At 34.6% G+C, this 25408-nt stretch carries 25 protein-coding genes; 24 read left to right on the forward strand and 1 reads right to left on the reverse strand.

All coding sequences use genetic code 11. The annotated features are described in order from the left end of the window. Positions 1–161 precede the first annotated feature (161 nt). From C7P63_RS06200 to C7P63_RS06250, 11 genes are all read left to right on the forward strand, one after another. Complete coding sequence (locus C7P63_RS06200; protein ID WP_125943294.1) at positions 162–1256, forward strand: ABC transporter substrate-binding protein; 1095 nt, start codon at positions 162–164, stop codon at positions 1254–1256. Then, on the forward strand, positions 1243–2022 hold the full coding sequence (locus C7P63_RS06205; RefSeq protein WP_125943295.1) for an alkaline phosphatase family protein: 780 nt from the start codon (positions 1243–1245) through the stop codon (positions 2020–2022). Before C7P63_RS06200 ends, C7P63_RS06205 begins: the two co-directional genes overlap by 14 nt. After that, the gene (locus tag C7P63_RS06210; RefSeq protein ID WP_125943296.1) at positions 2019–2846 is read left to right on the forward strand and encodes an ABC transporter permease; all 828 of its coding nucleotides are present in this window, start codon (positions 2019–2021) and stop codon (positions 2844–2846) included. Before C7P63_RS06205 ends, C7P63_RS06210 begins: the two co-directional genes overlap by 4 nt. Beyond that, positions 2843–3739 carry an ABC transporter permease gene (locus tag C7P63_RS06215; protein ID WP_125943297.1) on the forward strand — a complete coding sequence of 299 codons (897 nt, stop codon included), beginning with the start codon at positions 2843–2845 and terminating at the stop codon, positions 3737–3739. The genes C7P63_RS06210 and C7P63_RS06215 overlap by 4 nt, the downstream gene beginning before the upstream one ends. Then, complete coding sequence (locus C7P63_RS06220; protein ID WP_125943298.1) at positions 3739–4761, forward strand: ABC transporter ATP-binding protein; 1023 nt, start codon at positions 3739–3741, stop codon at positions 4759–4761. The genes C7P63_RS06215 and C7P63_RS06220 overlap by 1 nt, the downstream gene beginning before the upstream one ends. Positions 4762–4968: 207 nt before the next feature. Next, positions 4969–5805, forward strand: coding sequence for a hydroxyethylthiazole kinase (thiM, locus tag C7P63_RS06225; RefSeq protein ID WP_125943299.1), 837 nt, complete (start codon positions 4969–4971; stop codon positions 5803–5805). Continuing rightward, a complete protein-coding gene (locus C7P63_RS06230; RefSeq protein WP_125943300.1) occupies positions 5802–6101 on the forward strand; it encodes an MTH1187 family thiamine-binding protein in 300 nt (99 codons plus the stop codon). Before thiM ends, C7P63_RS06230 begins: the two co-directional genes overlap by 4 nt. A gap of 252 nt (positions 6102–6353) precedes the next feature. After that, positions 6354–9350: an alkaline phosphatase family protein gene (locus C7P63_RS06235; protein WP_243640808.1), complete on the forward strand. Its 2997-nt coding sequence runs from the start codon at positions 6354–6356 to the stop codon at positions 9348–9350. A gap of 145 nt (positions 9351–9495) precedes the next feature. Beyond that, positions 9496–10512 carry a branched-chain amino acid aminotransferase gene (locus C7P63_RS06240; RefSeq protein ID WP_125943301.1) on the forward strand — a complete coding sequence of 339 codons (1017 nt, stop codon included), beginning with the start codon at positions 9496–9498 and terminating at the stop codon, positions 10510–10512. A 69-nt stretch (positions 10513–10581) separates the two neighbouring features. Further along, positions 10582–11262: a YoaK family protein gene (locus C7P63_RS06245; RefSeq protein ID WP_125943302.1), complete on the forward strand. Its 681-nt coding sequence runs from the start codon at positions 10582–10584 to the stop codon at positions 11260–11262. Positions 11263–11423: 161 nt separating this feature from the next. Beyond that, positions 11424–12620, forward strand: a complete 1197-nt coding sequence (locus C7P63_RS06250) for a DUF2075 domain-containing protein (protein WP_125943303.1) — start codon at positions 11424–11426, stop codon at positions 12618–12620. Here the strand turns inward: C7P63_RS06250 and C7P63_RS06255 are convergent. Continuing rightward, entirely contained in the window at positions 12609–13712 is a 1104-nt protein-coding gene (locus C7P63_RS06255) for an SLC13 family permease (RefSeq protein ID WP_125943304.1), read from the reverse strand. The genes C7P63_RS06250 and C7P63_RS06255 overlap by 12 nt on opposite strands. Positions 13713–14070: 358 nt before the next feature. On the opposite strand from C7P63_RS06255, the gene C7P63_RS06260 reads away from it, so the two are divergent. The 13 genes from C7P63_RS06260 (at position 14071) to C7P63_RS06320 (ending at position 25406) form a co-directional block, all read left to right on the forward strand. Next, entirely contained in the window at positions 14071–14880 is an 810-nt protein-coding gene (locus C7P63_RS06260; RefSeq protein ID WP_125943305.1) for a pyrroline-5-carboxylate reductase family protein, read from the forward strand. Between the two features lies 1 nt (position 14881). Continuing rightward, a complete protein-coding gene (locus C7P63_RS06265; RefSeq protein ID WP_125943306.1) occupies positions 14882–15652 on the forward strand; it encodes a VOC family protein in 771 nt (256 codons plus the stop codon). Between the two features lie 45 nt (positions 15653–15697). After that, positions 15698–16531, forward strand: a complete 834-nt coding sequence (locus C7P63_RS06270) for an aldo/keto reductase (protein ID WP_125943307.1) — start codon at positions 15698–15700, stop codon at positions 16529–16531. A gap of 20 nt (positions 16532–16551) precedes the next feature. Beyond that, complete coding sequence (locus tag C7P63_RS06275; protein ID WP_125943308.1) at positions 16552–17598, forward strand: zinc-binding alcohol dehydrogenase family protein; 1047 nt, start codon at positions 16552–16554, stop codon at positions 17596–17598. Between the two features lie 141 nt (positions 17599–17739). Beyond that, the gene (locus C7P63_RS06280) at positions 17740–18693 is read left to right on the forward strand and encodes an alpha/beta hydrolase (RefSeq protein ID WP_125943309.1); all 954 of its coding nucleotides are present in this window, start codon (positions 17740–17742) and stop codon (positions 18691–18693) included. A gap of 169 nt (positions 18694–18862) precedes the next feature. Continuing rightward, entirely contained in the window at positions 18863–20026 is a 1164-nt protein-coding gene (gene aroC, locus C7P63_RS06285; RefSeq protein WP_125943310.1) for a chorismate synthase, read from the forward strand. Positions 20027–20038: 12 nt separating this feature from the next. Then, positions 20039–20542, forward strand: a complete 504-nt coding sequence (locus tag C7P63_RS06290) for a shikimate kinase (protein WP_125943311.1) — start codon at positions 20039–20041, stop codon at positions 20540–20542. A gap of 209 nt (positions 20543–20751) precedes the next feature. After that, positions 20752–21618 carry a D-amino-acid transaminase gene (gene dat / locus C7P63_RS06295; RefSeq protein WP_125943312.1) on the forward strand — a complete coding sequence of 289 codons (867 nt, stop codon included), beginning with the start codon at positions 20752–20754 and terminating at the stop codon, positions 21616–21618. A 252-nt stretch (positions 21619–21870) separates the two neighbouring features. Continuing rightward, complete coding sequence (locus C7P63_RS06300; protein ID WP_125943313.1) at positions 21871–22455, forward strand: signal peptidase I; 585 nt, start codon at positions 21871–21873, stop codon at positions 22453–22455. Positions 22456–22473: 18 nt separating this feature from the next. Beyond that, the gene (locus tag C7P63_RS06305) at positions 22474–23211 is read left to right on the forward strand and encodes a hypothetical protein (RefSeq protein ID WP_125943314.1); all 738 of its coding nucleotides are present in this window, start codon (positions 22474–22476) and stop codon (positions 23209–23211) included. A 39-nt stretch (positions 23212–23250) separates the two neighbouring features. Beyond that, positions 23251–23964, forward strand: coding sequence for an SH2 domain-containing protein (locus C7P63_RS06310; RefSeq protein WP_125943315.1), 714 nt, complete (start codon positions 23251–23253; stop codon positions 23962–23964). Beyond that, positions 23954–24586, forward strand: a complete 633-nt coding sequence (locus C7P63_RS06315) for a hypothetical protein (protein ID WP_125943316.1) — start codon at positions 23954–23956, stop codon at positions 24584–24586. Before C7P63_RS06310 ends, C7P63_RS06315 begins: the two co-directional genes overlap by 11 nt. Before the next feature lie 10 nt (positions 24587–24596). Next, positions 24597–25406 carry a hypothetical protein gene (locus tag C7P63_RS06320; protein ID WP_125943317.1) on the forward strand — a complete coding sequence of 270 codons (810 nt, stop codon included), beginning with the start codon at positions 24597–24599 and terminating at the stop codon, positions 25404–25406. The last annotated feature ends 2 nt before the right edge of the window (positions 25407–25408 follow it).

Raw genomic sequence — 25408 nt, forward strand, 5'->3', positions numbered from 1 at the left:
ATTTTCTTTCATTAAAAGAGGATTATGAGAAAAATTCAGGTAAAGTTTAGGTGAAAAAATTTACCTAAACTGTTTCTATTGTATACAGCGACTTTACTGTTAGTTTACATCTGTTTTCTATACTACAAGTAGTGTCACAATAAAATAAATGAGGTGTCAAAATGAAGAAGGTTTTACTAACAGGCATGGTGGGAATATTAACTTTAGGAGCATTAGCAGGTTGTTCTAGTGAAGACAAACATACAAGTCAAGCAGCAGTTGATGCCAATGACTCTTTAGAAACCATTGTCGAGAAAGCGAAAAAAGAAGGGGAAGTAGCTAGTGTTGGTATGCCAGATACTTGGGCCAATTGGGTAGGAACTTGGGAAGATTTAGATAAAAAATATCAAATTAAACACCAAGATACTGACATGTCCAGTGCAGAAGAATTAGCTAAGTTTGAATCAGAAGGTGAAAATGGGACAGCAGATATAGGCGATGTAGGGATTAGTTTTGGGCCGTTAGCAGCTGAAAAAGATTTATTACTAGCATATAAAACAACCTATTGGAAAGATATACCTGATTGGGCTAAAGATAAAAAAGGTGAGTGGCTACTTAGTTACACAGGCACTATCTCTTTTATGACAGATACTAAAAATGTGCAAAACCCACCAACTAGTTGGGAAGACTTAGTAACAGGTGATTATAAAATAGCAGTGGGAGATGTGACTAAGGCAAACCAAGCCCAATTTTCTGTGTTAGCAGCAGCCATGGCTAACGGAGGAGATGAGAAAGATATTCAACCAGGTTTAGATTATTTTAAAAAATTAGCGAAGAAGGATAGACTGTCTTCTGTGGATGCCACGTTAGCCAATATAGAAAAAGGTGAAACAGATGTGACTATTTTATGGGACTTTAATGCGTTGAATTACCGCGATCAAATCGATAAAAGTCGTTTTAAAGTCACTATTCCAAAAGATGGGTCAGTCATTAGTGGCTATACCACGTTAATTAATAAACATGCTCCTCATCCTAATGCTGCTAAATTAGCCAGAGAATATATCTTATCAGATGAAGGACAAATTAATTTAGCTAAAGGATACGCTCGGCCTATTCGGGAGAATGTTACATTACCTGAAGAGGTTAAAAAACAATTGTTGCCAGATGAAGAGTATGAAGCAGCTAAACCAGTGAAGTCTAATAAAGACTGGGATCAAACTGCCATTGAACTACCTGAAAAATGGCAAAGTGAGGTATTAGTTCATGTTAAAAAATAAAGTCATGTTAATTTTATTAGATGGTTGCCGGTATGATACAGCAGTAGAGCAAATGGGCTTTTTAGGCGGACTAGTGGAAAAAAATCAAGCTCAACTCCGAAAAGTGTTAGCCGAAGTACCTAGTAATTCTCGGCCGCTATATGAAACCCTTCTAACAGGTAGGTCTGTATATGAGCATCAAATTTATACCAATATGACTGTTCGACTGTCAAAAGAAGTCTCTATTTTTGATTTAGTTAAAGAACAGGGAGGAGTGACAGCCTGTGCAGGTTATTATTGGTTAAGCGAGTTATATAATCACAGTCCTTATCAACTGATGGAAGACCGAATTCAACATGATCCTACCCAAAAAATACAACATGGTATTTTTTATCATGAAGATTGTTACCCAGATAGCCATGTGCTAGCAGATGCGCAGTCTTTAATTCAAACTTTTTCTCCTGATTTTTTAATGGTTCATACGATGAATATAGATGACAGTGGGCATAAGTATACTTGTCAGTCCCAAGAATATGTTCAGGCGGTAAACCGAATAGATGGGTTACTGGCCTATGTGATTCCTGTATGGCAAACATTAGGATATAACATTATCGTGACAGCAGATCATGGAATGGATGAGCAAGGGTTACATGGTGGCATGCGTTTAGCTCACAGAGAAGTTCCTTTTTTCTTATTGAACAACGCACCAGTTTTACCAGATACCCTAGAGATGTCTCAATTAGAAGTGATGCCTCTTATTTGTCAGTTACTAGGAGTGAGTGAATGAAGAAAAAAATAGTTATAGGTTGGTTGTTAGTTCCTGTTACTCTAGTGGTCAGTTTATTTTTAGTAATTCCTCTTGTGTATATGCTACTTTCTAGTTTTAAACAAGACGGTACACAAGCTTGGACGATAAATAATTATCTACAAGCTGTTAGCAATCCCTATTATTACCAAGCATTTTTTAACAGTGGATGGATTGCTTTAGTTTCTAGTTTAGTTGGAATTTTATTAGCTAGTTTATTTTGCCAAGCCTTACTGCAATTGCCAGACAAGCTACAAGAGAAATTAACTTTGTTTTCTAATTTAGCAGCTAACTTTGCAGGGGTGCCTTTAGCTTTTGGGTTTATTATTTTATTTGGCAATGCTGGTATTTTTAAACTGATTTTTCCAGAGTGGCTTCAGTTTGATTTGTATTCTTGGAAGGGATTAGTTTTGACCTATGTTTATTTTCAAATTCCGTTAGCTACCCTCTTTTTATATCCTGTCTTAAAAAAAGTGCAAAAAAATTGGCAAGAAAGTGCTGAACTATTAGGCGCTTCTAACTTTTATTACATAAGAAAAGTAGTGTTTCCCTATGTTTTACCTGCCATGAGTGGTACTTTTGCTATTTTATTTGCCAATGGTATGGGAACGTATGAAACAGCTTATGCATTAGTTGGCAGTAATATTAATTTAATCACAACCAGAATTGGGGCTCTAGTAGCAGGAGACGTGTATGCCAAACCGAATGTAGGAAGTGCCCTAGCTGTTTTATTTGCTTTGAGTATGATTTTAGTCATTGCTTTATCTCAAAAATTTATGACACAAATGAGGAGGGTAACTGAATGAAACCACTAGTCACACCTAAAAAGAAATGGCCTTATGTGGTAGTTATAGCTATTTGCTTATTTTATATTACCCCATTACTTATGACAGGTTTGTATGCATTTAGTGAAAGTTGGGGTAAAACTGTGTTACCTGACAAGTTAACGATTCATTGGTTTGTTGTGTTGTTTAAAGATCCTTATTTTTTACAAGCTGTGCTACGTTCCTTTATGCTATCCATTGGGATGTTAGTCGTGATTTTGGCTTTAATGATTCCTAGTGTGTTTCTACTCTTTTTATATTTTCCTAAATTAGATAAGGCTGTGCAAAGTTTAACCATGATGCCTTATGCTATTCCTGGTGTTATTTTAGTTACTGCTCTATTAAAAACCTATTCTAAATCAGCTATTCCTATGTTGGTTGTGTTAGGAGGAGCTCTTTTTATCAGTTGCTTACCAGTTATGTATATGAGTATTCGTAACAGTTTGATAGCAGTCAATACTAAAGAGTTGATGGAAGCAGGTGCTATGTTAGGAGCTCATCCATTTTCCATCATTGTTAAAGTTATCTTACCTAATTTAAGAATAGGTATTGTGTTATCTAGTTTGATGGTATTTTCAGGTTTGTTTGGTGAATATGTGTTGACCAACTTACTAGTTGGAGGTAGGTTTGAAACGTTACGTATTTATATGTTGCGCCGGATGAATGAAAATGGTCATTTAGCCAGCAGTGTGATTGTGATTTATTTTATTGTCTTAATGTTAGTCGGCTTAGGCATTAATTATTTGTCACATAAACAAAAGAGTAAAAGTTCTATTTCTACTAACAAGATGAAATTAAACAATAAAAAAAGAAAACAATCAGTAAAAGAGTCACCACTTATACCTTTTTCTGATCAACTCAAGGAGGGAATTTAATGACCTATTTAGAAGTCATTGAAGGAAGTGTTCAATTTGGAGAACGTCAAGTATTAAAAAATATTTCTTTAACAGTTGAACAGGGAGAGCTTGTTACCTTATTAGGGCCAAGTGGCTGTGGTAAATCTACACTGCTAAGAATGATTGCTGGACTAGATCCTCTTAGTCACGGGGTAGTTAAGTTAGAAGGAAAAGAAATTCAACATTTACCAAGTAGAAAACGGCAAATCGGTATGGTCTTTCAGTCTTATGCGTTATTTCCAACTATGACAGTTTTTGAAAACATTGCCTTTGGTTTACGCATTCAAAAATTAAGTAAAGAAGTCATAGAGGAAAAAGTTTTGAAGATATTAGAGCTAGTTGAAATGACTTTATTTAAAGATCAACTAGTTAGCCGATTATCAGGTGGACAAAAACAACGTGTGGCATTAGCTAGATCCTTAATTGTTGAACCCAAATTATTATTATTAGATGAGCCTTTAAGTGCATTGGATGCAAGAATTCGTAAGCAGCTTCAATTAGAAATTAGACGTATTCAAAAAGAGCTAGGGATTACGATGATTTTTGTTACTCATGATCAAGAAGAAGCGATGCGGATTAGTGATAGAATTTATGTGTTAACTGAGGGAGAATTAGCACAAGTTTCTACTCCTGAAGGTATTTACACCCAACCTAAAACCCAATTTGTAGCCGAATTTATTGGAGATTATAACCAATTAAGTGGAAAAAGTTTAGCTACTTTACTAGAAGGACAGAATGTTTTTGTCTCAGAAAACAGTTTGTACTACATTAGGCCAGAAGTGATTAAATTTGAGGCTAGCAGTCATGCTGTTAGAGTTAAAGCTGTTTATCAATCTCAGCAACTATTAGGTAATATTATTAGGTATCAGTTTATGACAATGGATCATCAAATTATTCAAGTGGACCGATTAAATGATCAAGAGATTCCTTATCTGCAATTAAAAGAGCCGATGACTCTTTATATTCAACAAGAAGATTTAATTCAAGTGGCTGTGAGTTGACTATTTAAAAGGACGTGCTATATTAAACGTGTATACAATCTATCTAAAATAAATAAGTGCGGGGGGACTCTTAGGAGTTGAGAAGGTATAGCCTGACCCATTGAACCTGACAGTTAAGACTGACGTAGGGAAGCTAATTCGTTGTAAGGACAAGTGCTGACTGTTTAGGTGAGCACTTTTTTTATTAGAGAAAAGAGGCTTTTACCTATGACAGAATGGATTCAAAAAGAAATGATGGTAGCTATGAATAAGGTTCGGGAACAGACCCCTTTAGTTCCTTCTATCACGAACACGGTGACCATTAATTTAGTAGCGAATGCTCAATTAGCAGTTGGTGGTTCTGCGGCGATGGTTTATTTGCCTGATGAAGGGGAGAGCTTAGCTAAGTTAGGTCAGTCTTTTTATATCAATGTGGGAACCATGTTTCCTATTTACCAAGAGAGCTTACCTAGAACGGTTCAAGCATTAGTAGCGAATCAGACTCCTTGGGTACTTGATCCTGTAGCAGTTGGCTTAGGAGAGTTAAGGACTTCTTTATTAGCAAGTTTTAAACAAGGCAAGCCTAATATTATTCGGGGAAATGCTTCTGAGATCATTGCACTAGCAGGACTCTGGGGGTTATCAGGTGGGGCAAAGGACTCTCAGGTAAAAGGAGTAGACGCTTCTGAACCTGTAGAACAAGCGATTCCCGCGGCTATTTCTTTAGCTAGGTGGACAAATGGAGCTGTAGCTGTATCTGGAGAAAGGGATATTATAACAGATGGTCACAAATTAGCTTTCTCTAGTGGTGGCTCTTCTTTTTATGAAAAAATAACTGGGGCAGGTTGTTCACTTGGGGGAGTATGTGCTGTGTATCAAGCAGTTACCACACCGTTTATAGCTGCTTTAACAGCTAGCACTCTTTATAATGTAGCAGGAAAATTAGCTGAACAACAAGCAACAGGTCCTGCTAGTTTTCAGCAACATTTTCTAGATCAATTGTATCAATTATCCCCAAGTCAAGTTGCTAGTCATCCGTTTGAGTTAAAGGAGGTGTCAGAGTGAATACATTAGTAGCAGTAGCTATTGCCCCTGTAGGAGTTGGGGAAGAATTATCTAAGGAAGTAGCTAAAGTCATTCAAGTAATCAGAGAATCAGGCTTACCATATCACACTTCTTCTATGTTTACTGAAATTGAAGGATCTTGGGATGAAGTTATGGAAGTGGTTAAACAAGCCACGTTTGTTTTGGCTGAACAAGGCATTCGGACAGAAGTTGTCTTAAAAGCAGATATTCGACCAGGCTATCAAGATATGATGGTCAGCAAAGTTGAAAAAATTGATAAATTATTAGGAAAGTAGTCATCTATTATTTTCATAAAAGTCAGTTACCTCTTTATTTAGGTGACTGGCTTTTTTGCTTAAATAAAATATCTTTATCTTCAAATAATTTAGGTTTAATATAACGTTTCATATAAAATTCATTAGGCAAAAACAAGCTTGTTTAGATATTTTTTCATGCTATAATGGTCAATGTTATGACAGTTAAGCAAAGTTATACTTAGTATAAAAGTTTATTTGCAAGAGAATGGAAAAATAAAGGAGGCTTTTTTTTTGCTGACAAATAACAAACAAAAAATAAATATACTTGTACCAGTAGTGGCTTGTCTATTTATGATAACTGAAAAGATATTACAAATAGCGACTGTTGTGCCAATACATGCTCAAATGCCTACCCGATTTTTTATCTATTATGGATTAAAAGCGGTCACATTAGTTGGAATTAATTTAATCCCACTATACTTCGGCTATCATGCACAAAAGTTCAGCCAACAACCTTTAAAGCATTTAGCTAAATATTGGCTGATTTATGCTATTTCAGCACTGCTTTCCACAAGCTTCTTTTTTGTCTTAAAAGGTCAATTAAGTTTAAGAGATTTATGGGTAGTATTATTTCCTATTAGTCAAAATTATTTTGGCTTTTCTGTAGCCTGTGTTTTATTGTACCTAGCTCTACCTTATTTAGAAAGACAACTAACTAATTTATCTATGTCTAGTCTAAAATTAAGCATCTTTTTAGCAACTATTATCTTTTCCGGATTACCGACTTTATTTGGTAAAGATGTTTGGCGGTTCCAAGATGGGTATTCCGTTGTTTGGCTTGTCTATTTGGTTGGTCTAGGTTTTTTTCTAAAGAAACGAGAAGAACAACAACCAATTGCCTTTAGATGGGGGCATTTACTGATTAGTTTATTTCTGATAACTGGTGTTATTGTACTAATGACCCATATTTCTTTAATGTTAAGAGGAGATACCTCCACTGCGAACCGATTTAGTGTACCTTATTCTTTATTGGCAGTTTACTATTCAGTCAGTTTATTTTTATGTTTAGAAAAATTACAAAAAATCATACCTGTCCAGTGGCAGAAAACCACTTTGGCAACTTATTTAATAAATACTCAAATAGTTATTAACTGGCCAGTAATTATTTATCAAGTACAAAGTTTTTATAAAAAAGATTTTCCTGATTCTGGAATGAAATGGTTATTAAATAGTTTGCTGTTTGTTGCTATTTATCAGGTAGCTGTTATCAGCTTAACTGTGCTATCTTTATTTCTTCAAAAAATTGGTACGTATCAGAAGTTAGAAAATAAGTTATCCATTCAAGATTATGGTCAACTTAAACAGCTGTTGTTAGAGTTTCCTAATTGGCTTAAAAAGAAGAAACGATTGTTTTTATTAATCGGTTTTTTCTACGGGATGACCATACTCCAAATGTACTTAGTATCTGATCATTACATCAATATCACCGTGTCTAGAAGTGTTAATGCCTATTTATATATCTTTTTTGCTAGACAAGGAGCGATTGTCTTAAACGTTATTATCCTCATGGCTTTTTTCTATTTACTCTTTTTAATTAGCAATCGCTTTTGGTATGCTTTTACCTTTACTTTGGTGGTAGATATTGTTCTGACTATTTCCAATGTATTAAAAATTAGTATGCGTGAAGAGCCTATTCTTCCTGCTGACTTAACCTTGATTGCTGGGATGAATGAAGTATTTAATATGATTAGTCCTGTTGTGTTAATCGGTGGCAGTTTATTTTTAGTTGTTTTAGCTATTTCTAGTTGGCTAATTCAAAAGAAAATGGCTAAGTTATACGCGTTAAAACTAAATCGTAAAAAACGAGTGATTCGGATTCTTTGCTTGTGTCTCTTTTTCTCTGGTGCTTTTTGGGTTAACCATAAAAATACCTTACCTTATCATGTGTTTAATGTATTTAAAATCAATCGTTATTTTTATAATCAAAAATTAGGGGCGCAAATTAATGGTCCTTTAGTTCAGTTTATTAATAACATTGATACTAAAGTTATGGATGAACCAGAAGGATACAGTCAACAAGCGATAGAAGAAATTATGAAAAAATATGATAAAGAAGCTAACAGGATTAACCAAACGAGAGTCGCTTGGCCTAGTAATCAGACGATTATCTTTAATTTAAGTGAAAGTTTTAGTGATCCTAAGCGAATTCCTAATTTAAAGGTTAGGGAGGATCCCATGCCTTACATTCGGCAGTTAGAAAAAGAAACCACATCAGGAGTAATGTTATCTACTGGTTACGGTGGTGGGACTGCTAATATTGAGTGGGAAACATTGACTGGATTAGACCTAAGTAGTTTATCCCCAACCCTACCTACTCCTTATACCCAATTAGTCAAAAAGCAACAGTTAACGCCTAATGTGACGGATTTGTTTGATGAAAAAATAGCTATCCATCCTTATGTGGCTACGCTTTATAACCGTAAAAATGTTTTTAAAAAATTCGGTTTTGACCGATTTTTATATGACAAAGGTCCAGATGAGTTAAACTATCAAGAACGTTTAGGGACAAGTCCTTATATTTCAGATGAATCAGCTTATCGTGATACTTTAAAAGTGATCAAAGAAAATCAAAGTAGCTCTCAATTCATTCAACTATCAACTATGCAAAATCATATGCCTTATGATGGTTATTATGATGGGCCTTCTTTTAATTTTGAAGGAACTGCTGTGTTAGATGGTCGTAAAGAAGAGATGGAAACTTACATGCAAGGGTTATTTTACACAGATCAAGCGGTTAAAGAGTTTATTGCAGAACTAGACCGAATTGAAAAGCCGATTACCTTAGTTTGGTACGGAGACCATTTGCCTTCTTTATACACAGGAAATCCGATGTCTAAGTATGGATTAGTTCAACATCAAACGGATTATTTTATTTATAGCAATGCTTATAGTCGAAGAATATCGGAAAAATTAGACAAGCAAATCGTGTCACCTCACAATTTCCCTGCCCTTGCTTTGGCACAAGCTAATTTAAAAGTGACGCCTTACTATGCCTTGTTAACAAAAATTAGTGAGAATTTACCAGCTACCACAACGAATCCTATGTCTAGTGTGTCGAATAGTTATAATGGTCTTAAAGTCTTTGTCACAGATAAAGACCAGTTTATTCAAGAAGAAGAATTAACTGCTAAACAGCAAAAATTATTTAATGAGTATCAATTAATTCAATATGACCTGACAGCAGGAAACGAATATGCTGCTAAATGGGCTTCACAAGGTATTTCGTAAAAAGCAGCCAGCTTAGTCTGGTTGCTTTTTTATATTGACAGAAGAGCAACTTTGACGTAGACTAAATGAATTATTAAAAACAAATGAGACTATTCAAAGAATTAAGCTTAGCTGAATAGAGCTTGTGAGAAATGGTGGGATCGATATGGATTTGGATTGGAACAATTTAGGATTTTCTTATATAAAAACCCCTTTTAGATACCGAGCGACTTGGAAAAATGGAAGTTGGGAGAAAGGGGAATTAACCGAGGACAATTATCTAACAATTCATGAAGGTTCAACAGCTTTACATTATGGTCAACAGTGTTTTGAAGGATTAAAAGCTTATCGAAGAAAAGATGGTCGCATTAATTTATTTAGACCGGAACAAAATAGTCAACGTTTAAACCGAAGTGCAAGAAGATTGCTTATGCCAATGGTTCCAGAAGAGATGTTTTTAGAAGCAGTTGAAGCGGTAGTTAAAGCTAATCAAGCTTACATTCCTCCTTACGGAACAGGTGGTTCCCTATATTTACGACCGTTACTCATTGGAGTAGGGGAAAACATTGGGGTACATGCTGCACCAGAGTATTTATTTACTGTGTTTTGTACGCCAGTAGGAGCTTATTTTAAAGGTGGCTTAAAGCCAACTAACTTTATCGTTTCAGACTATGACCGAGCTGCACCAAAAGGGACTGGAGCTTCTAAAGTTGGCGGAAACTATGCAGCTAGTTTATTACCTGGAGAAGAAGCTAAGGGAATGGATTATTCAGATTGTATTTACTTAGACCCTAGTACCCATAGTAAAATTGAAGAAGTAGGAGCAGCTAACTTTTTTGGTATTACTAAAGATGGGATGTTTATTACTCCTAAATCAGATTCCATTTTACCTAGTATTACTAAATATTCTTTACTTCAATTAGCAGAAGAACGCTTAGGCTTAAAAGCTGTGGAGGGAGATGTTTATATCGATCAATTAGATCAGTTTACAGAAGCAGGAGCATGTGGCACTGCTGCGGTGATTTCTCCAATTGGTGGCATTTTCTATCAAGACCAATTACATGTTTTTTATAGTGAAAAAGAAGTAGGACCCATTACGAAGCAATTGTATGAAGAGCTAGTAGGTATTCAATACGGTGATAAGGTTCCTCCAAAGAATTGGATCAGAATTATAGAAGGTTAGTGTTCTATTTCTTCCTGAATATGATAAACTAAAGAAAAGAGATTTGATAAAAAAGAAGGTTTAGTTTATATGCAACAAAGATTTCATGAAGAACGATTAGTTGGTTTATTAATGACTTTTGTAGGCGGGGCTATGGATGGGTATACCTATATCCATTATGACGCCTTTGCTTCTGCACAAACAGGTAATTTGATTTTAGCTATTATTCAGGGGTTTGATGGTCAATGGGGGAGCGTTATGAAAAAGCTATTGTCCACCCTTTGTTTTTTATGTGGAATTTATCTAGCTAAGTTTGTAGCAGATTACTGTCAGGAAAAGGGTTGGCATTTTTGGCGCTTGTTTGTGTTATATTACGAAGGGTTTGTCTTTTTTTTAGTGAGTTTACCAGCTATTAATGAGCACCCTGCTTTTGTAACAATGTTAATTGCTTTTACCGCAGCGATTCAATGGATTGCGTTTGATAAAATCAAAGGAATGTCTTATACCAATCTATTTACTACTGGTAATTTAAAAGGTTTGGCTAGTCATTTTTATGAATACCGAAAGACTAGAGCAGAGGAAGAATTTGAACAGTTAATTCACTTTGTATTAGTCGTTGTATTTTTTATTTTAGGTGCAGTTAGTTCGATTGGGTTATATCATCTAGTTGGTTTTAAGGCTATTTTATTAGTGACAGTTATTTGTTTATGTTTATCAATTTACGCGACTTATATGTTATGGCGTTTTTCTAAATCAGAATTTTCTCGTTAAAAACTACTCTCTTAGCTTTAAAGAGGGTAGTTTTTTCTTTTGTGAAATTTAGCTAGCGGAAAGATAAAATTGATTATAAAACAAAATAGTCTACAAATTAAATAAAATTATCTAAACTAGATAATGAGGGGTGTTTTTATGAGGATTAAGGAGGAATTTAAATGGAAGAGTTAAGTCAGTCAACCTTTGTTTTGCCTGAAAATAAGGCCTTGTCTAACGAACAACAACAATTAAAAGAAAAAATATTTAACTTTATAACTTGTCACAAACAGCATGCTAAACCTGCTGTATTTGTGATTGAAGGAGATGCTGGTTCTGGTAAAAGTGTGGTGTTAAATCATGTATTTACAGAGCTTCAGCAATTAAGTAGGCAACCCGATAGCCAATTTTATCAGTTAGACAATAAATTGGTAGTTAATCATAATGAGATGCTTAAAATCTATAAAGAAGTAGCAGGGGTTACTCCTTATTTATTAAAAAAAGATTACCAAAAACCAACACCTTTTATCAATCATTATCAAAAGTTAGGGAAAAAAGCGGATGTGGTATTTGTAGATGAAGCTCATTTATTACTAACTAAACCAGATGCGTACAACCGGTTTGAGCAGCAAAATCAATTGACAGAGCTTTTAAAGTTAGCGCATGTTATTGTATTAGTTTTTGATACTAAACAAGTGATTAAGCTTAAAAGTTATTGGGACACTTCATTATTAAGTCAGGTATTAAAAGAGGCGGATACAGAGAGGTTTCATTTAGACACTCAGTACCGGATAGAAGAACCAGCTGTAGCAGAGTGGATCAATCAATTTGTGGCAGGGCATATTTTACCAGTGCCTGATACAGAAAAGTTTGATTTACGCTTTTTTGAGGATGGACAGCCTATGTATGAACTCATTCGGCAAAAAGATCACGAAGTAAAATTATCTAGAATGATTGCAACGGCAGATTATCCTTTTACCGTATTTGGTGATAAAATTTGGTACGTTCAAGCAGGAAGTCTAAGGTTACCTTGGGATAAAATTAATTTTACCGATAGACCGTGGGCACAAAGACCAGAAACCTTAGATGAGGTGGGATCTATTTATACTATTCAAGGCTTTGATCTAAATTATGCAGGAGTTATTTTAGGTCCTAGTATTAAGTACGATCCTCAAACAGAAAAGGTATATGTAGATATTGATCAATATCAAGATAGTGAGGCCTTTAAAAAACGTTCAGACCTAGAAAAATTGGACCAAGCAAAAGCTGAAATTATTATGAATTCTGTTAATATTCTACTCAAACGTGGCAAATATGGACTGTATATCTATGCAGAGGATCCTTTACTAAGAGGAAAACTACTTGAATTAACACACTAAAATAAAAATAAAGGTAAGAGTGACTAATAATAATACATTGATTTTAGTAAACACAATTAAAAATTGTTTAGAGTCATTTGGTACATAAACTTTGATTAGTTTATAACCAATTAAATTAGCTAAAGAAGCAATTAGTGTTCCTAAACCACCTAGATTAAGACCAATCATAATAGCTTGTACATGATCAGTAAAAGGCGCAATTAAAATAGAAGCAGGAACATTGGAGATAAATTGACTTAAAAGAATACTTCCTAAAAAGGCATGGGTATTTGTTTGAAAACTTTTTTCAATAAATTCAGTGAGAAATACCCAATTAGAGATATTTCCTACAATTAAAAAGAAACAAATAAAAGTACCTAGTAAATGGTAATCTATTGACCGTAAAATAGTAGGATTTAAAACAAAAAAACTAATCGTTACTAAAATAACTGCTAACCTAAGTGGAACAGCTCCTAAAATAGCTAATATCATCAAGATCATTAAACCACTTAGTCGACTAACTTGTTTAGGGTTTAGCTTAAATTGAGAGAGATTAGTCATATTTAGGTCTTGTTTTGGAATAAAAAGTAGGCTAGCTAGCAAAATGAGAATAGCTAACAGTAATAGTTTACTTGTCCAACTGAAAAAATCAGGCAAGGGAGTTTGAAAATAACTAAATAAAAAAAGATTATGTGGGTTACCAAAGGGCAGAAAACTACTTCCTAAATTGGCAAAAACAATAATAAAGGTAGCCCCTATAAATGTTTTATTGAAATGAGGGATCTTGTTAATAATTTTAAAATAGATGGGGATTAACGTTAAAATGGCGACATCGTTAGTTAAAATCATGGAGCCAAAGAGACTAAGAGTCCATAGACTTCCCATAAGAACACGGGTGTTTTTAGAGATAGCTAATAGTTTTTGGGCTAAAAATGTTAAAACTTGTGCTTCTTCTAAGCCTTTAATCACTGCCATTAAGCCAAATAATGAAAAGATAACATTAAAATCAATATAAGTCAGGGTCAATTGGCCAAAAGTACAACTAATGACAGCTAAAAATAAAGCGATAGTAAATAATAAATCTTGTTTTAAAAACGTTGACAATTTGTTCATAAATTTCCTCCTACATCAGACAAACAAAATTAGTATAACACTGTATTTTACGAAATTATGTTTTAAGTTATGTTTTTTATCATTAAAGATACTTTTTATATAATTTATGTATGGTATTTAAGTACTTATTTACTTGAGTTGAGAGAGAAAAACTTTATATAAAGGATATAAAAAACTATTTTTTATTAAAAAAATTTCATAAGTGATAAACTAGTAGTAGGTATAGTAAAATTGGCTATTTGTTAGTTAAAAATAGGTAGCCAGTGTGCAACTTAGAGAATTTTCGATTACTTAAATAAACAGATAAGTGTGTTAGTAAATAGACAAAAGAGTTTATTACCAAGAGAGGAAGTTTGTCATGGAACAAAAGATTTATGCAGTAGGCGGAGGCCAAATGCTTGAGGCTATTTTAAAAGCAAGTATAGAGGGAAATACTAGTCATTCTGCTAATTTTTATGTGGTAGATATTAGTCCAGAAAGGGTAGATTATCTGAGAAATACTTATCAAATAGAAGCTAGTACGTCATTGAATCAAGGCAAAGTGTTAGAGGCAGACATTGTTTTATTAGGTGTGCGGCCACAAGATAATTGGTCAGATTTACTTAAAGAATTAGCAGCTATTAACAACCAAGCGCAATATATTTCTATAATTGCAGGTGTTACCATTCGGCAGCTCCAAACAGCCTCTTTACAAAAGGATTTACCTATTGTTCGGGTAATTCCTAATACCTTAACCCTGACAGGTTTAGGTTATAGCGGTGTGTCAGTTAATCAATTTGTCAAAAAAGAGCTAGTGTCAGATTTTTTGACCAGCTTTGGAAAAGTAACCTATATTCCTGAAGAACAGTTTGACGTCTTTACTGGTTACGGGATTGCAGGACCTAACTATATTTATAATTTTTATTTAGCTTTAGCTAATGCCGGAGTATTAAATGGATTATCAAGAGAGCAGGCTAATGCTTTGGCATTAGAAAATTTAAAAGGGGCAGTAGCGATGTTAGAAATGACTGGGAAACACCCTTATGAGTTGCTAGATGCTAATAATTCTGCTGGAGGAGTTGGCATTTCTGCGCAACATGAGTTAGATCAAAGTGATTTTTCTGGAGCTATTCAGCGAGCAGTAACAGCAGCAGTTAAGCGAACTTCCGAATTGGGAGGGGAAAAATAATATGAAGGAACAAATTGCTTGGGACCACATTATGCTAAATGTGTTGGATTTAGAAAAAAGTATGGCAAGCTTTAATCAAGCAGGTATCTGTTTTCAGTTAGGAGGGAAACATCCGCAGTGGGGAACTTATAATGGATTAGGCTATTTTGGTTTAACTTATTTAGAAATGATTAGTGTTTATGATACTGAGTTAGCTAAAACAGTGACTGAGGATGCCATTCCTTCTGTTTATCAAGCAGTGACAGACTATGGTAAGAAACAAGAAAGATTTAACACAATTGCCTTTCGGACGACAGATATAAAAGAAACGAGAGCAAGATTGCAACAGCAAGGTATTAGTGTAGGAGAGATTGAGCCAGGGCAAAGAAAAGATCCTAAAGGTAACTTGATTACTTGGTCCATGCTGTTTTTGTCAAAAAATAACGATTCTAGCTTGGTCCCTGAACCATTTTTTATTCAGTGGGATCAACCAGATGATAAGCGAGAACAGATATTGCAACAGCAAGGAATTGCATTAAATCACCCAGTTAGTGTAACAGAAGGAATAATTATGTGTGAGGAGCCAAGCAAAGTAGCAACTCATTGGGGACAGTTGATTGATCAAAAACCTGTATACGAACAGGATGCTGCTTACTTAATGGTGGGGGATCAGCGACTCTCTTTTGAGTTAGGAACAAGTAACCGTTTGACAGAGGTAAGAATTAAAGGGGCAGACGCTTCCTTAAAAAAACCAGCATTAACAATAGGGTCAGCTGTTTTTAAATTTGTTTAATGTGTCTCAATAGACAGTCAAATAAAGATCAGAAGGAGGAGCATTATGGAAAACAATTATCAATTATTAGATGGATTTAGTATTCCCAAAATTGGGTTTGGAACGTACAAACTAAATGGTTTTGAAGGGACTAGACGTATTGAACAAGCCTTATCTGTAGGATACCGGTTAATTGATACTGCTTTTAATTATGAAAATGAAGGTATTGTAGGTCAAGCAATCAGAAATAGTAGTGTTCCAAGAGATCAGTTAACGATTACGTCTAAATTACCCGGGAGACATCACCAATATAAAGAGGCTTTAACTAGTATCGAAGAATCCCTAACTCGGTTAGGCCTTGATTATTTAGACCTATATTTAATTCATTGGCCTAACCCTTTAGAAAATCATTATGTAGAAGCATGGCAAGCTTTAATTGATGCTAAAAAATGGGGATTGGTCAGGTCGATTGGTGTTTGTAACTTTTTACCAGAACACTTACAGCGGCTAGAAACGGAAACAGGGGTGTTACCTGTAATTAATCAGATTGAATTACATCCCTCATTTAATCAACTAGAACAAAGAGATTATCACCAAGAAAAAGGGATCATAACAGAAGCTTGGAGTCCTTTAGGGCGTGGAGGAACTATTTTTTCTCAACCAATCTTACAAGAAATAGCTAAACATCACCAAAAAACAGTGGCCCAAGTGGTACTTAGATGGGAACTACAATTAGGTGTGTTACCTATCCCAAAAGCTTCTCATATCAAACGACAACAAGAAAATTTAGCTGTCTTTGATTTTTCTTTAACTGCTGAGGAAATGGTACAAATTAATCAATTAAGCCAACAAAATGGACGTATTAATAAGCAAGATCCAGCTGTTTACCAAGAGTTTTAATCACACTTAGGGAGGAGTTCATCATGAAACAAGATCAAGTTCCAGCTATCGGTTCTTTTAAAGGGTTAGGGATAGATGAAGCAGAGGTATTTGTAGATGTTTGTCAACCAATGCCTGAACATTTAACACCACGTGATTTACTAGTCAAAGTTCAGGCAGTATCTGTTAACCCTGTAGATACTAAATTACGTCAGAATTTACCAGAAAGTTCTACCCCGCATATTTTAGGGTTTGATGCAGTTGGTCAAGTAGTCAAAACTGGTTCTGATGCTACAAAGTTTAAGGTAGGCGACCGAGTATTTTATGCAGGCAGTGCTAAGCGAGCAGGTAGCAATCAAAGTTATCAATTAGTAGATGAGCGGCTAGTAGCATTAGCCCCGCATAATTTAACCGATGAAGAAGCGGCTGCTTTGCCTTTAACTTCTTTAACAGCATCTGAATTATTGTTTGATAAATTTCACTTAACTCCGGAAAAAAATGCTCACCGAGGTAAAAGTTTATTAATTATTAACGGTGCAGGTGGCGTAGGGTCAGTTATGACTCAATTAGCCAAATGGTTAGGATTAACCGTAATCGCTACTGCCAGTCCTAAAAAATTTGATTGGTTGAAGGAAAATGGCACTGACTATCCTTTAGACTATAAACAAGGGATTACCTCTGGTCTAAAAAAAATCGGAATAGATAAAGTAGACTATATTGCAGTGCTTCACAACATTACCCCTTATTTTGAGGAACTGACTCAGATTATTCAGCCTTTCGGACATATTGGTACGATAGTAGCTATTGATCAAAAACTTGATATTGGCTTACTTAAAAATTTATCAGTCAGCTTTGACTGGGAATACATGTTTGCAAAAACTGATTACGGCATTCAGCTAGAGTCACAAGGACAAATGCTAAGTAGAATAGCTGAATTAGTTGAAAAGGGTGAGGTAAGAAGTACAGTTACTAAAATTTATGGAGACGGTATTCATGCTGCCAACTTGAAACGTGCCACAAAAGATGTTGAAACAGGGCATATGACAGGTAAAGTAGTAGTAAGTGGGCCTTTTAACACTTTAAATTAAGACGAGATAAATTTTTAGTTAACGATAGGATAACAGATCTGTAAAAGATTATTAAATAACAAATGTCTTGTTTTTAAAACCTTGACATCTTTCTTTTTTTCAATTATATAAGAAGAAGCATAAAAAGAAAGAGGCTGATGTATGAAAAAAAGAAACTACCTAGTTATAGGGATAATATTAGTATTTATTTTGTTAATAGGGTTAGGTGGAGTGACTCGTTACTTGTATAATTATGCCATTGTCATAAGCGATAAGTCTTATTTAGCTGATCAAAGAATAACGCCTGATGAAGAATTAGCTAGATTAAAGTCTTGGAATTTTAAAAACACTGATTTTCAATTGTTAAAAATGAAAAGTCGAGATGGTTTAGCTCTACAAGCTCCTTTGTACCGACAAAAGACTACCCAACAGGATCTAAAGGCACCTAAAAGAGTGATGATTGTGGCTCATGGTTATGCAGGAAAGTCTTCTGATATGAAAAAATATGCCCAAATGTTTAATCAGGCAGGTTATGATGTGTTAATTCCTGAAGCTAGAGGCCATGGTCTAAGTGAAGGAGATTACCGAGGCTTAGGTTGGCATGAAAGGTTAGATTATGTTGACTGGATTGACTATTTAATAACCCAGTATGACAGTCCAGTTGAAATTGGTTTGTTTGGGTTAAGTATGGGAGCGGCTACTGTTATGATGACAAGTGGTGAGGAGCTACCTAAAGAAGTCAAATTAATCATAGAGGATTGTGGCTATACGTCTACTGATGCCGAGCTTGCTTATCAGTTGAAAGCGATGTATCGTTTACCTAAATTTCCATTAATTCCTTTGACTTCTTTATATACCCAAGTTAAAAAAGGGTATAATTTTTATGAAAGTAGTGCTGTCAAACAACTACAAAAAAATAAACGACCAATCTTTTTTATTCACGGAGAAAAAGATAGTTTTGTTCCAACGGAGATGGCTTATGACTTATACGAAGAAACAAAAGGACCGAAAGAGTTATGGATTGTGAAAGGGGCAGAACACGCGACTTCTTTTCAAACTCAGCCCAAAGTATATAAGCAAAAGATATTAGACTTTATTGAAACCTATTGGCAATAAATAAACCTAGATATAGACCACTGGTTACAAGTTAGACAATTAAGCTGACTGTAATCAGTGTCTTTTTTTAAGCGTAAGTAGAAGAGTCATGATACAATAATTAATTGATAAGTGGTTAAAAAATTAATTAAAAAGTAGCTATATCATGTATTGACTGGGAGGAAAAATAATGCGTTTTATAACAGCAGGAGAATCTCATGGACGAGAATTAACCGGAATTATTGAAGGAGTTCCAGCAGGACTTCCTTTATCTGTTTTAGATATTAATGAAGAGTTAGCTAGAAGACAAAAAGGCTATGGACGTGGGGGTAGAATGCTGATTGAAAAAGATCAAGTCACCATCACTTCAGGGGTGCGTCATGGCTATACATTAGGTTCTCCTATAACTCTAGTCATTGAAAATAAAGATTGGAAAAACTGGCAATCAGTTATGGGAGTAGAAGCTGTTTCGGGACATGATCAAAAAAGACGAGTGTCTAAACCTAGACCAGGCCATGCAGATTTAGTCGGAGGGATTAAATATGGGCACCGAGATTTACGCAATGTTTTAGAGAGGTCCTCTGCTAGAGAAACTACTATGCGAGTAGCCATTGGTGCTATTGCTAAAAAAATATTATCAGAGTTAGCTATTGTTGTGGCAGGCCATGTCATGGAAATTGGTGGGATAACTAGTCAAGTACCTGATCAACTCACAGCTGAAGAAATTGCTAAGTTATCTGAAAAATCTAGTGTTAGAGTGGTAGATCCATCTTGCGAAGAAAAAATGAAAGCCTTGATTGATGAAACAAAGAAAAAAGGGGATACGGTAGGTGGAGTTGTAGAGGTAGTGGTGGACAATGTTCCAATAGGCTTAGGTAGCTATACACATTGGGATCAAAAACTAGATGGTAAAATTGCTCAAAGTTTGCTCAGTATTAATGCGTTTAAAGGAGTCGAATTTGGCATAGGCTTTCAGGCAGGGACTCTTTACGGCAGTCAAGTTATGGATGAAATTATTTGGAGTCAAGCAACAGGGTATAGCCGTAAAACTAATCATTTAGGAGGATTTGAAGGAGGCATGACCAATGGGATGCCTATTGTGGTTCGAGGAGTTATGAAACCTATCCCTACATTATATAAACCTTTACAAAGTGTGGATATTGATACAAAAGAAGTGTATCAAGCTTCAGTTGAACGTTCAGATAGTTGTGCGGTTCCAGCTGCGTGTGTTATTGCAGAAGCAGTTGTTGCAACGGAAATAGCTCAAGGGATTTTAGCTAAATTTGATAGTGATCAATTTGATCAGTTAAAAAAACAAGTGAGTCAGTACCGAGAATATACTAAAGAGTTTTAGGAGGAGGAATAGATGAAACCAATCGTTTTAGTTGGGTTTATGGGGGTAGGTAAAACGACAGTAGGACAATTGTTGGCTCAACGATTAGACAAAACATTTGTTGATGGAGACCATTATTTTGAAGAACAATTAGGTCAAAGTGTTCCTAGCTATTTAGCTGAGTTTGGAGAAGAAGAATTTCGGAAACAAGAGAGTCGTTTATTACCTGAAATGTTGAAAAAGTTTGATGTTATTGCAACTGGTGGTGGAATCATTACTCTCGAAAAAACTCGGCAATATTTAAAACAAACCCAATCTGTTGTTTATCTGTTTGACTCTTTTGAAACTAATTATGCTCGGTTAGTAGCTGACACTCATGTTAGACCATTAGTCCATCATCAAAGAATAGAGCAAGTTCAAGATTTGTTTACTTATCGTCAACCTTTATATGATGAAGTGGCAGATAAAAAAATTTATGTGAAGGGACGTTCACCTGATAAAGTGGTGGAAGAGCTTATTCAATTAGTTTTAATCTAGCACACTCATAAGTATTACTGATTTAAAACCTTATTTTTCTCTTTATGAGGGAAGAATAAGGTTTTTTTGGTATCTAAAAAATCTAACTTTTTTAGATAAATTTAACTATGATTCAACCGATAATTATGATATTATAATAAAAATTTAGTTAAAAAATAGAAAGAATAGGCTGGCTATGGGAATAGAATGTCTAGATAGGGAGTGACTGGATGAAAGTATTATATAAAAATCAATTGATCGATAGAGAGCAAGCACAGGTGATTGACATTGAAGATAGAGGCTATCAATTTGGTGATGGTGTTTATGAAGTTATCAGAGTGTACAATGGTCATACATTTACACTGAAAGAACATTTGACTCGTTTGTTTGAAAGTGCTAAAAAAATTAAATTAACGATTCCTTATAAGAAAAAAGAAATAACTGCCTTAGTTTTCCAATTAATCCAAGCAAATCAGTTAACAGAGGGAACCGTTTATTTACAAATTACTAGAGGGAATCAATCCCCAAGACAACATGACTTTCATCTTAGTCAACAGTCTGAAAGTATTTTAACAGGCTCCACTAATCCTAAAGCAGTCAACCGAGCACAACTTCAACAAGGTGTTAAAGCGACTCTTATTCCAGATACTAGATGGCTACATTGTGATATTAAAAGTTTGAATTTATTAGTTAATTTACTGGCAAATGCCCAAGCCCATGAACAAGGGGCAACAGAAGGTATTTTTCACCGAGATGAGATAGTGACAGAAGGCTCTCATTCGAATGTATTTATCGTCAAAAATAAACAAGTGATTACCCATCCAGCTAATCACCTTATTTTAAATGGGATTACTAGACAGGTGATTTTAGCTCAATGTGCTGCTACAGGCATTCAGCTAGAAGAACGAGAGTTTACGAGAAAAGAGCTACTAGAAGCAGATGAAGTTTTTTTCACTAGCACTTCAACAGAAGGACAAGGAATAACTGAAATCGATGGTCAAATAATTGGAGATGGTCAAGTAGGACCTTTGACGAAACAAATTCAACAATTAGTATTTCAAGAAATCAATAAACAGTGTGGAAAAATTTATGTTTAATATACTTAGATAAAAAATAGGCTGTTCGGTTTAACTGAGTAGCCTATTTTTGTATGGAATAATCTATCTCATTTATCGATTAGTGAATTTGTTGACAATTGTTTTTTTTTACTTTAATCTAAAGAAAATAAAGCGATTTCTCTTGTTTTACTTCGAGTTTACCCCCTAAGCATCTCAATACGTACACTGGATTTTCTTCCATTAAAAGTCAAACTTTGTTCAAAAAAATATCGTTTTAAAAAGGAGGCTGCCATGCAAATAACCAAGAAAAAAAAGAGAAAGAGTGTTGCAACTATTGTAGGAATACTTTTGTGCTTATTGTTAGTTCCTATTTTAGTCATGAATGTTTACGTTATTATTTATGGACACTATCATCCTGAAAAGCCGCCTTCTTTATTTGGTGTTACCCCTATGATTGTTCAGTCTGGTTCCATGAATGAGGGGGAGCAAGCAGATATTGAACCAGGTGATTTAATTCTAATTCAACATTTAAATCAGGAACAGGCGAATCAACTTAAAAAGAAACAAGTGATTACGTTTAAAGAAGAAGGAAAATACGTCACACACCGAATTGTTGAGATAAAGGAAGATCAGGAGGGGAAACCTTTATATGTTACTAAAGGAGATGCTAACCAAGTAGAAGATGAACTGTTAGTTGCTCCGAAACAAATTCTTGGGGTCTATACCACTCGTTTTCCTTATTTGGGAGATGTGGCGATGTTTTTACAAAGCCCATTTGGTTTATTGATTAGCTTAGGAGTACCTATTACTTGTCTATTGATGTATGACTTTATTCAAAAGATAAGATGGAGAAAAAAACAACCAGTATCTTATTAATTAAAAGGAGGCGTTATCATGGAAACAAGAAAAAAGAATTTATCATTAAGAGGTGCATTTATTTTAGGGATTTTAATCATTTTGACTCTAGGTTTACTAGGAAGAACTATTGCCAAATATACTACAACTAAAAGCATTACAGCAAATGCTAGAGTAGCTGAATTTAAGGTAGGTCTTGAAGCTACACAAGATGGTGAAACATTTAATAGTGATCCATTCACATTAGGTAATCCACTCTATGATAATTGGCCAGACAATAGTGGATTTACAGTGGATAGTGATTTCGAAGCTAACAAACCAGCGAAAGAAGAGGATGTTTGGAGTAACAAAGGGGAAAAGGAGGCTAAGCCTATTGCACCTGGAACATCTAGCATTGTTGTTGTTAAATTAACAAATGATTCAGAAGTAAGTGTCAAGGCTAAACTAAAACTTGGTCTAGTTAAAATTAGTGGAGTAACTGAGTATGAAGGTTATTCAGCAGAAAAAATACAGAACATGTTAAAAGAGGCTATTCAGTTTAGAATAGAAAGAACTAATGGAAGTGACGAGGACTGGAAGAGCTTAGAAAATATTTCTGAAGTAAGTCGTGAGTTGGATATAACAGAAAAGGATAATAAAGAAATTGCAATAGCTTGGCGTTGGCTATTTGAAAGACCAGGAAAAGATGAAGAGGACACCATCCTCGGAAAAGTGGCTGCTAAAGGAGAGTTAGAGATTGAAATGGATGTACAAGCACAATTTGATCAAATTGATTAAATTAGGATAATTAAATCAATATAAACGGAGGGAAAATTAATGAAGGGAACAAAATATTTGTTGCTAATCTTATTAATCTTTCTCTCTGTTTTTATTATGGGAGAAACATACGGGGAAGAGCTAGGTTCGTCTGATTTAAAAGTGTCAGATCAATATGGTCAAGTTTGGCAAAATCAGCGACAGGTAAATATTTTTGGACCAAAGACACCCCTATTAAAGCCAGGGATTGAAGGCAACTATCAATTTGTTATTAGCAATGTATCAGATGTATCAAAAGATTATCAGTTAAGTTTTAAGGAAATAAATGCTTTCAGTGTACCGATTATTTATCAAATAACAGAAGATGGAAGGTATATATTAGGCCAAAATCAAAAATTTCAACATTTACCTTCTGACATGAAAAGGGAAAAGATAACTCTTGTCCCAAATCAAGCTATAACTTATCAAATGAATTGGCAGTGGGATAAAAATTCTACTGATAAACAAGATACCTATTTAGGGAAACAGTCTGCTAAAGAACCAATTTATTATCAGTTAGAAATAACTATTCAAGAATGGAATACGGAAGAAGTGGAAAAAGATAGTAAGCGAGAAGAAAAAGATTCTAGGTTAATCCATGTTTTTTCAGATAAAAAGTATCCACAAATGAATGAAAAAAAACGAAAGTTAACAAGGTTTGGATTTTTTTTCATAGGCTGTAGTTTATTAGTGGCTTATTATGTGAAAAAGAAGGAGAAAGACCATGAAAAATAAACAGGGTAAGAAACCTTCAGCGAAGCATACAACAAAAAGGCCGAAAAAAGAGGGACTTATTGGTAAAGGCAAATTATTTTATGTATTTTTAGTGGCTATAGTTATAGCAGTTAGTCTACGAGCAATATTACTGATGGATACCTTTAGTGCCTATACAAATAACAAAAAAATAGCTAGTAGTGGATCAATTGCTCAGTGGTCATATCAAGTTATTCCTTTAACTTTTTCAAAAGAAGTTATTGGGCCAGGGGATACTTGTGAAGCGGTCTTTTTTGTCAACAATTATCTAGAAGAGAATGAAACAACATCAGAAGTAGTAGGAGAGTATATTGTTCAGTTAGCAACTTTAGGAAAATTGCCTTTAACCTATAACTTGTATTGGGAAGTTGTTAAAGAGCATCAAAAGGTAGCCTCCTCTTCTTTAGAACAACAGCTTTTATTTCAAGCTAATGAACATGACATGTTAGAACCTATTCGTAATCAATTTTTGTCTAATAAACCAGAAATTCATAAGTATCGTTTAGTAGTTAACTGGCCAAGTGGTGCTGGAATGAAATTACCAGCTAGATCCTATGATTTAAAAGGAATTAAAGCCTCTATTCAGTTATCACAAAAAAATTGAGGTGAGGAAAGTGACAACAAAACGTGTAGCTAGAAATGTGTTAATCAGCATGGTACTTATTATTTTTTTAGGAATAATAGGGTATACAGTTTACGGAAAATATGAGCTAAATCATAAAAGTTATAAAGTTTTGAGTGCTAAAACATTTTATTTCACCAGTGACTTATTAAAAGAAGATGGTAGCCCAGTTTATCACATAGCTAACTGGAATAACCAAACTTCCGAACTTAGTTTTTATTTGTTTAACACACAAGATAGTAACCGATTTTCTACAGCTGAAATTGATTATAAGATTTATTTAAATAATGACAGTCAACCAGTTAAATCAGGAAACTTAGAACCAGCCATTGATATAAATCATGGGATTAAACGAAAAATTACTCTACAACCTCAAATAAAGAATCAAGTTAATTCAAGTCTGGGAGGTCAATTGTCACCTACCAAATATGTGGTTAGAGCTGAAACAGTAGGGCAATACGAAACTAGTTTATCGGCTACATTTTACTTGTACCAAGAAGGCCCAACAAATCCTTATTATTGGCATATTATCGATCAAAAAGGTAGTCCCACTGCTCGACTTATCTTAGGAAGTCATATGGCTAATTTTACTCCAATTATTCAATGGGATGCTGGTAAAGTCATGATTGATAGAACCCATCCTAGTTTTTTTGAGAAACCTTTAGATAATGTGTCATCTGTTAAATTAGATACACCGGGTTTAACTTGTTTAGAGGGAATAACTGTAGATTTTTTTAAAGTGATAGAAAGTGATCAGTATAGTAAAGAAGATGGAGCTATTCAAGTTATTATGGAAGAGTAGGA

Source organism: Vagococcus humatus, assembly GCF_003950325.1.
In the GTDB taxonomy this organism is placed as follows: Bacteria; Bacillota; Bacilli; order Lactobacillales; family Vagococcaceae; genus Vagococcus_C; species Vagococcus_C humatus.

Bases quoted from the DNA above. Each gene is read 5' to 3' on its own strand.
- C7P63_RS06210 (WP_125943296.1), top strand. From the start codon at position 2,019: ATGAAGAAAAAAATAGTTATAGGTTGGTTGTTAGTTCCTGTTACTCTA.
- thiM (WP_125943299.1), top strand. From the start codon at position 4,969: ATGACAGAATGGATTCAAAAAGAAATGATGGTAGCTATGAATAAGGTT.
- C7P63_RS06205 (WP_125943295.1), top strand. From the start codon at position 1,243: ATGTTAAAAAATAAAGTCATGTTAATTTTATTAGATGGTTGCCGGTAT.
- C7P63_RS06245 (WP_125943302.1), top strand. From the start codon at position 10,582: ATGCAACAAAGATTTCATGAAGAACGATTAGTTGGTTTATTAATGACT.
- C7P63_RS06220 (WP_125943298.1), top strand. From the start codon at position 3,739: ATGACCTATTTAGAAGTCATTGAAGGAAGTGTTCAATTTGGAGAACGT.
- C7P63_RS06290 (WP_125943311.1), top strand. From the start codon at position 20,039: ATGAAACCAATCGTTTTAGTTGGGTTTATGGGGGTAGGTAAAACGACA.
- C7P63_RS06215 (WP_125943297.1), top strand. From the start codon at position 2,843: ATGAAACCACTAGTCACACCTAAAAAGAAATGGCCTTATGTGGTAGTT.
- C7P63_RS06240 (WP_125943301.1), top strand. From the start codon at position 9,496: ATGGATTTGGATTGGAACAATTTAGGATTTTCTTATATAAAAACCCCT.
- C7P63_RS06270 (WP_125943307.1), top strand. From the start codon at position 15,698: ATGGAAAACAATTATCAATTATTAGATGGATTTAGTATTCCCAAAATT.
- dat (WP_125943312.1), top strand. From the start codon at position 20,752: ATGAAAGTATTATATAAAAATCAATTGATCGATAGAGAGCAAGCACAG.
- C7P63_RS06265 (WP_125943306.1), top strand. From the start codon at position 14,882: ATGAAGGAACAAATTGCTTGGGACCACATTATGCTAAATGTGTTGGAT.
- C7P63_RS06255 (WP_125943304.1), bottom strand. From the start codon at position 13,712: ATGAACAAATTGTCAACGTTTTTAAAACAAGATTTATTATTTACTATC.
- C7P63_RS06310 (WP_125943315.1), top strand. From the start codon at position 23,251: ATGAAGGGAACAAAATATTTGTTGCTAATCTTATTAATCTTTCTCTCT.
- C7P63_RS06315 (WP_125943316.1), top strand. From the start codon at position 23,954: ATGAAAAATAAACAGGGTAAGAAACCTTCAGCGAAGCATACAACAAAA.
- C7P63_RS06250 (WP_125943303.1), top strand. From the start codon at position 11,424: ATGGAAGAGTTAAGTCAGTCAACCTTTGTTTTGCCTGAAAATAAGGCC.
- C7P63_RS06200 (WP_125943294.1), top strand. From the start codon at position 162: ATGAAGAAGGTTTTACTAACAGGCATGGTGGGAATATTAACTTTAGGA.
- C7P63_RS06300 (WP_125943313.1), top strand. From the start codon at position 21,871: ATGCAAATAACCAAGAAAAAAAAGAGAAAGAGTGTTGCAACTATTGTA.
- C7P63_RS06260 (WP_125943305.1), top strand. From the start codon at position 14,071: ATGGAACAAAAGATTTATGCAGTAGGCGGAGGCCAAATGCTTGAGGCT.
- C7P63_RS06305 (WP_125943314.1), top strand. From the start codon at position 22,474: ATGGAAACAAGAAAAAAGAATTTATCATTAAGAGGTGCATTTATTTTA.
- aroC (WP_125943310.1), top strand. From the start codon at position 18,863: ATGCGTTTTATAACAGCAGGAGAATCTCATGGACGAGAATTAACCGGA.
- C7P63_RS06280 (WP_125943309.1), top strand. From the start codon at position 17,740: ATGAAAAAAAGAAACTACCTAGTTATAGGGATAATATTAGTATTTATT.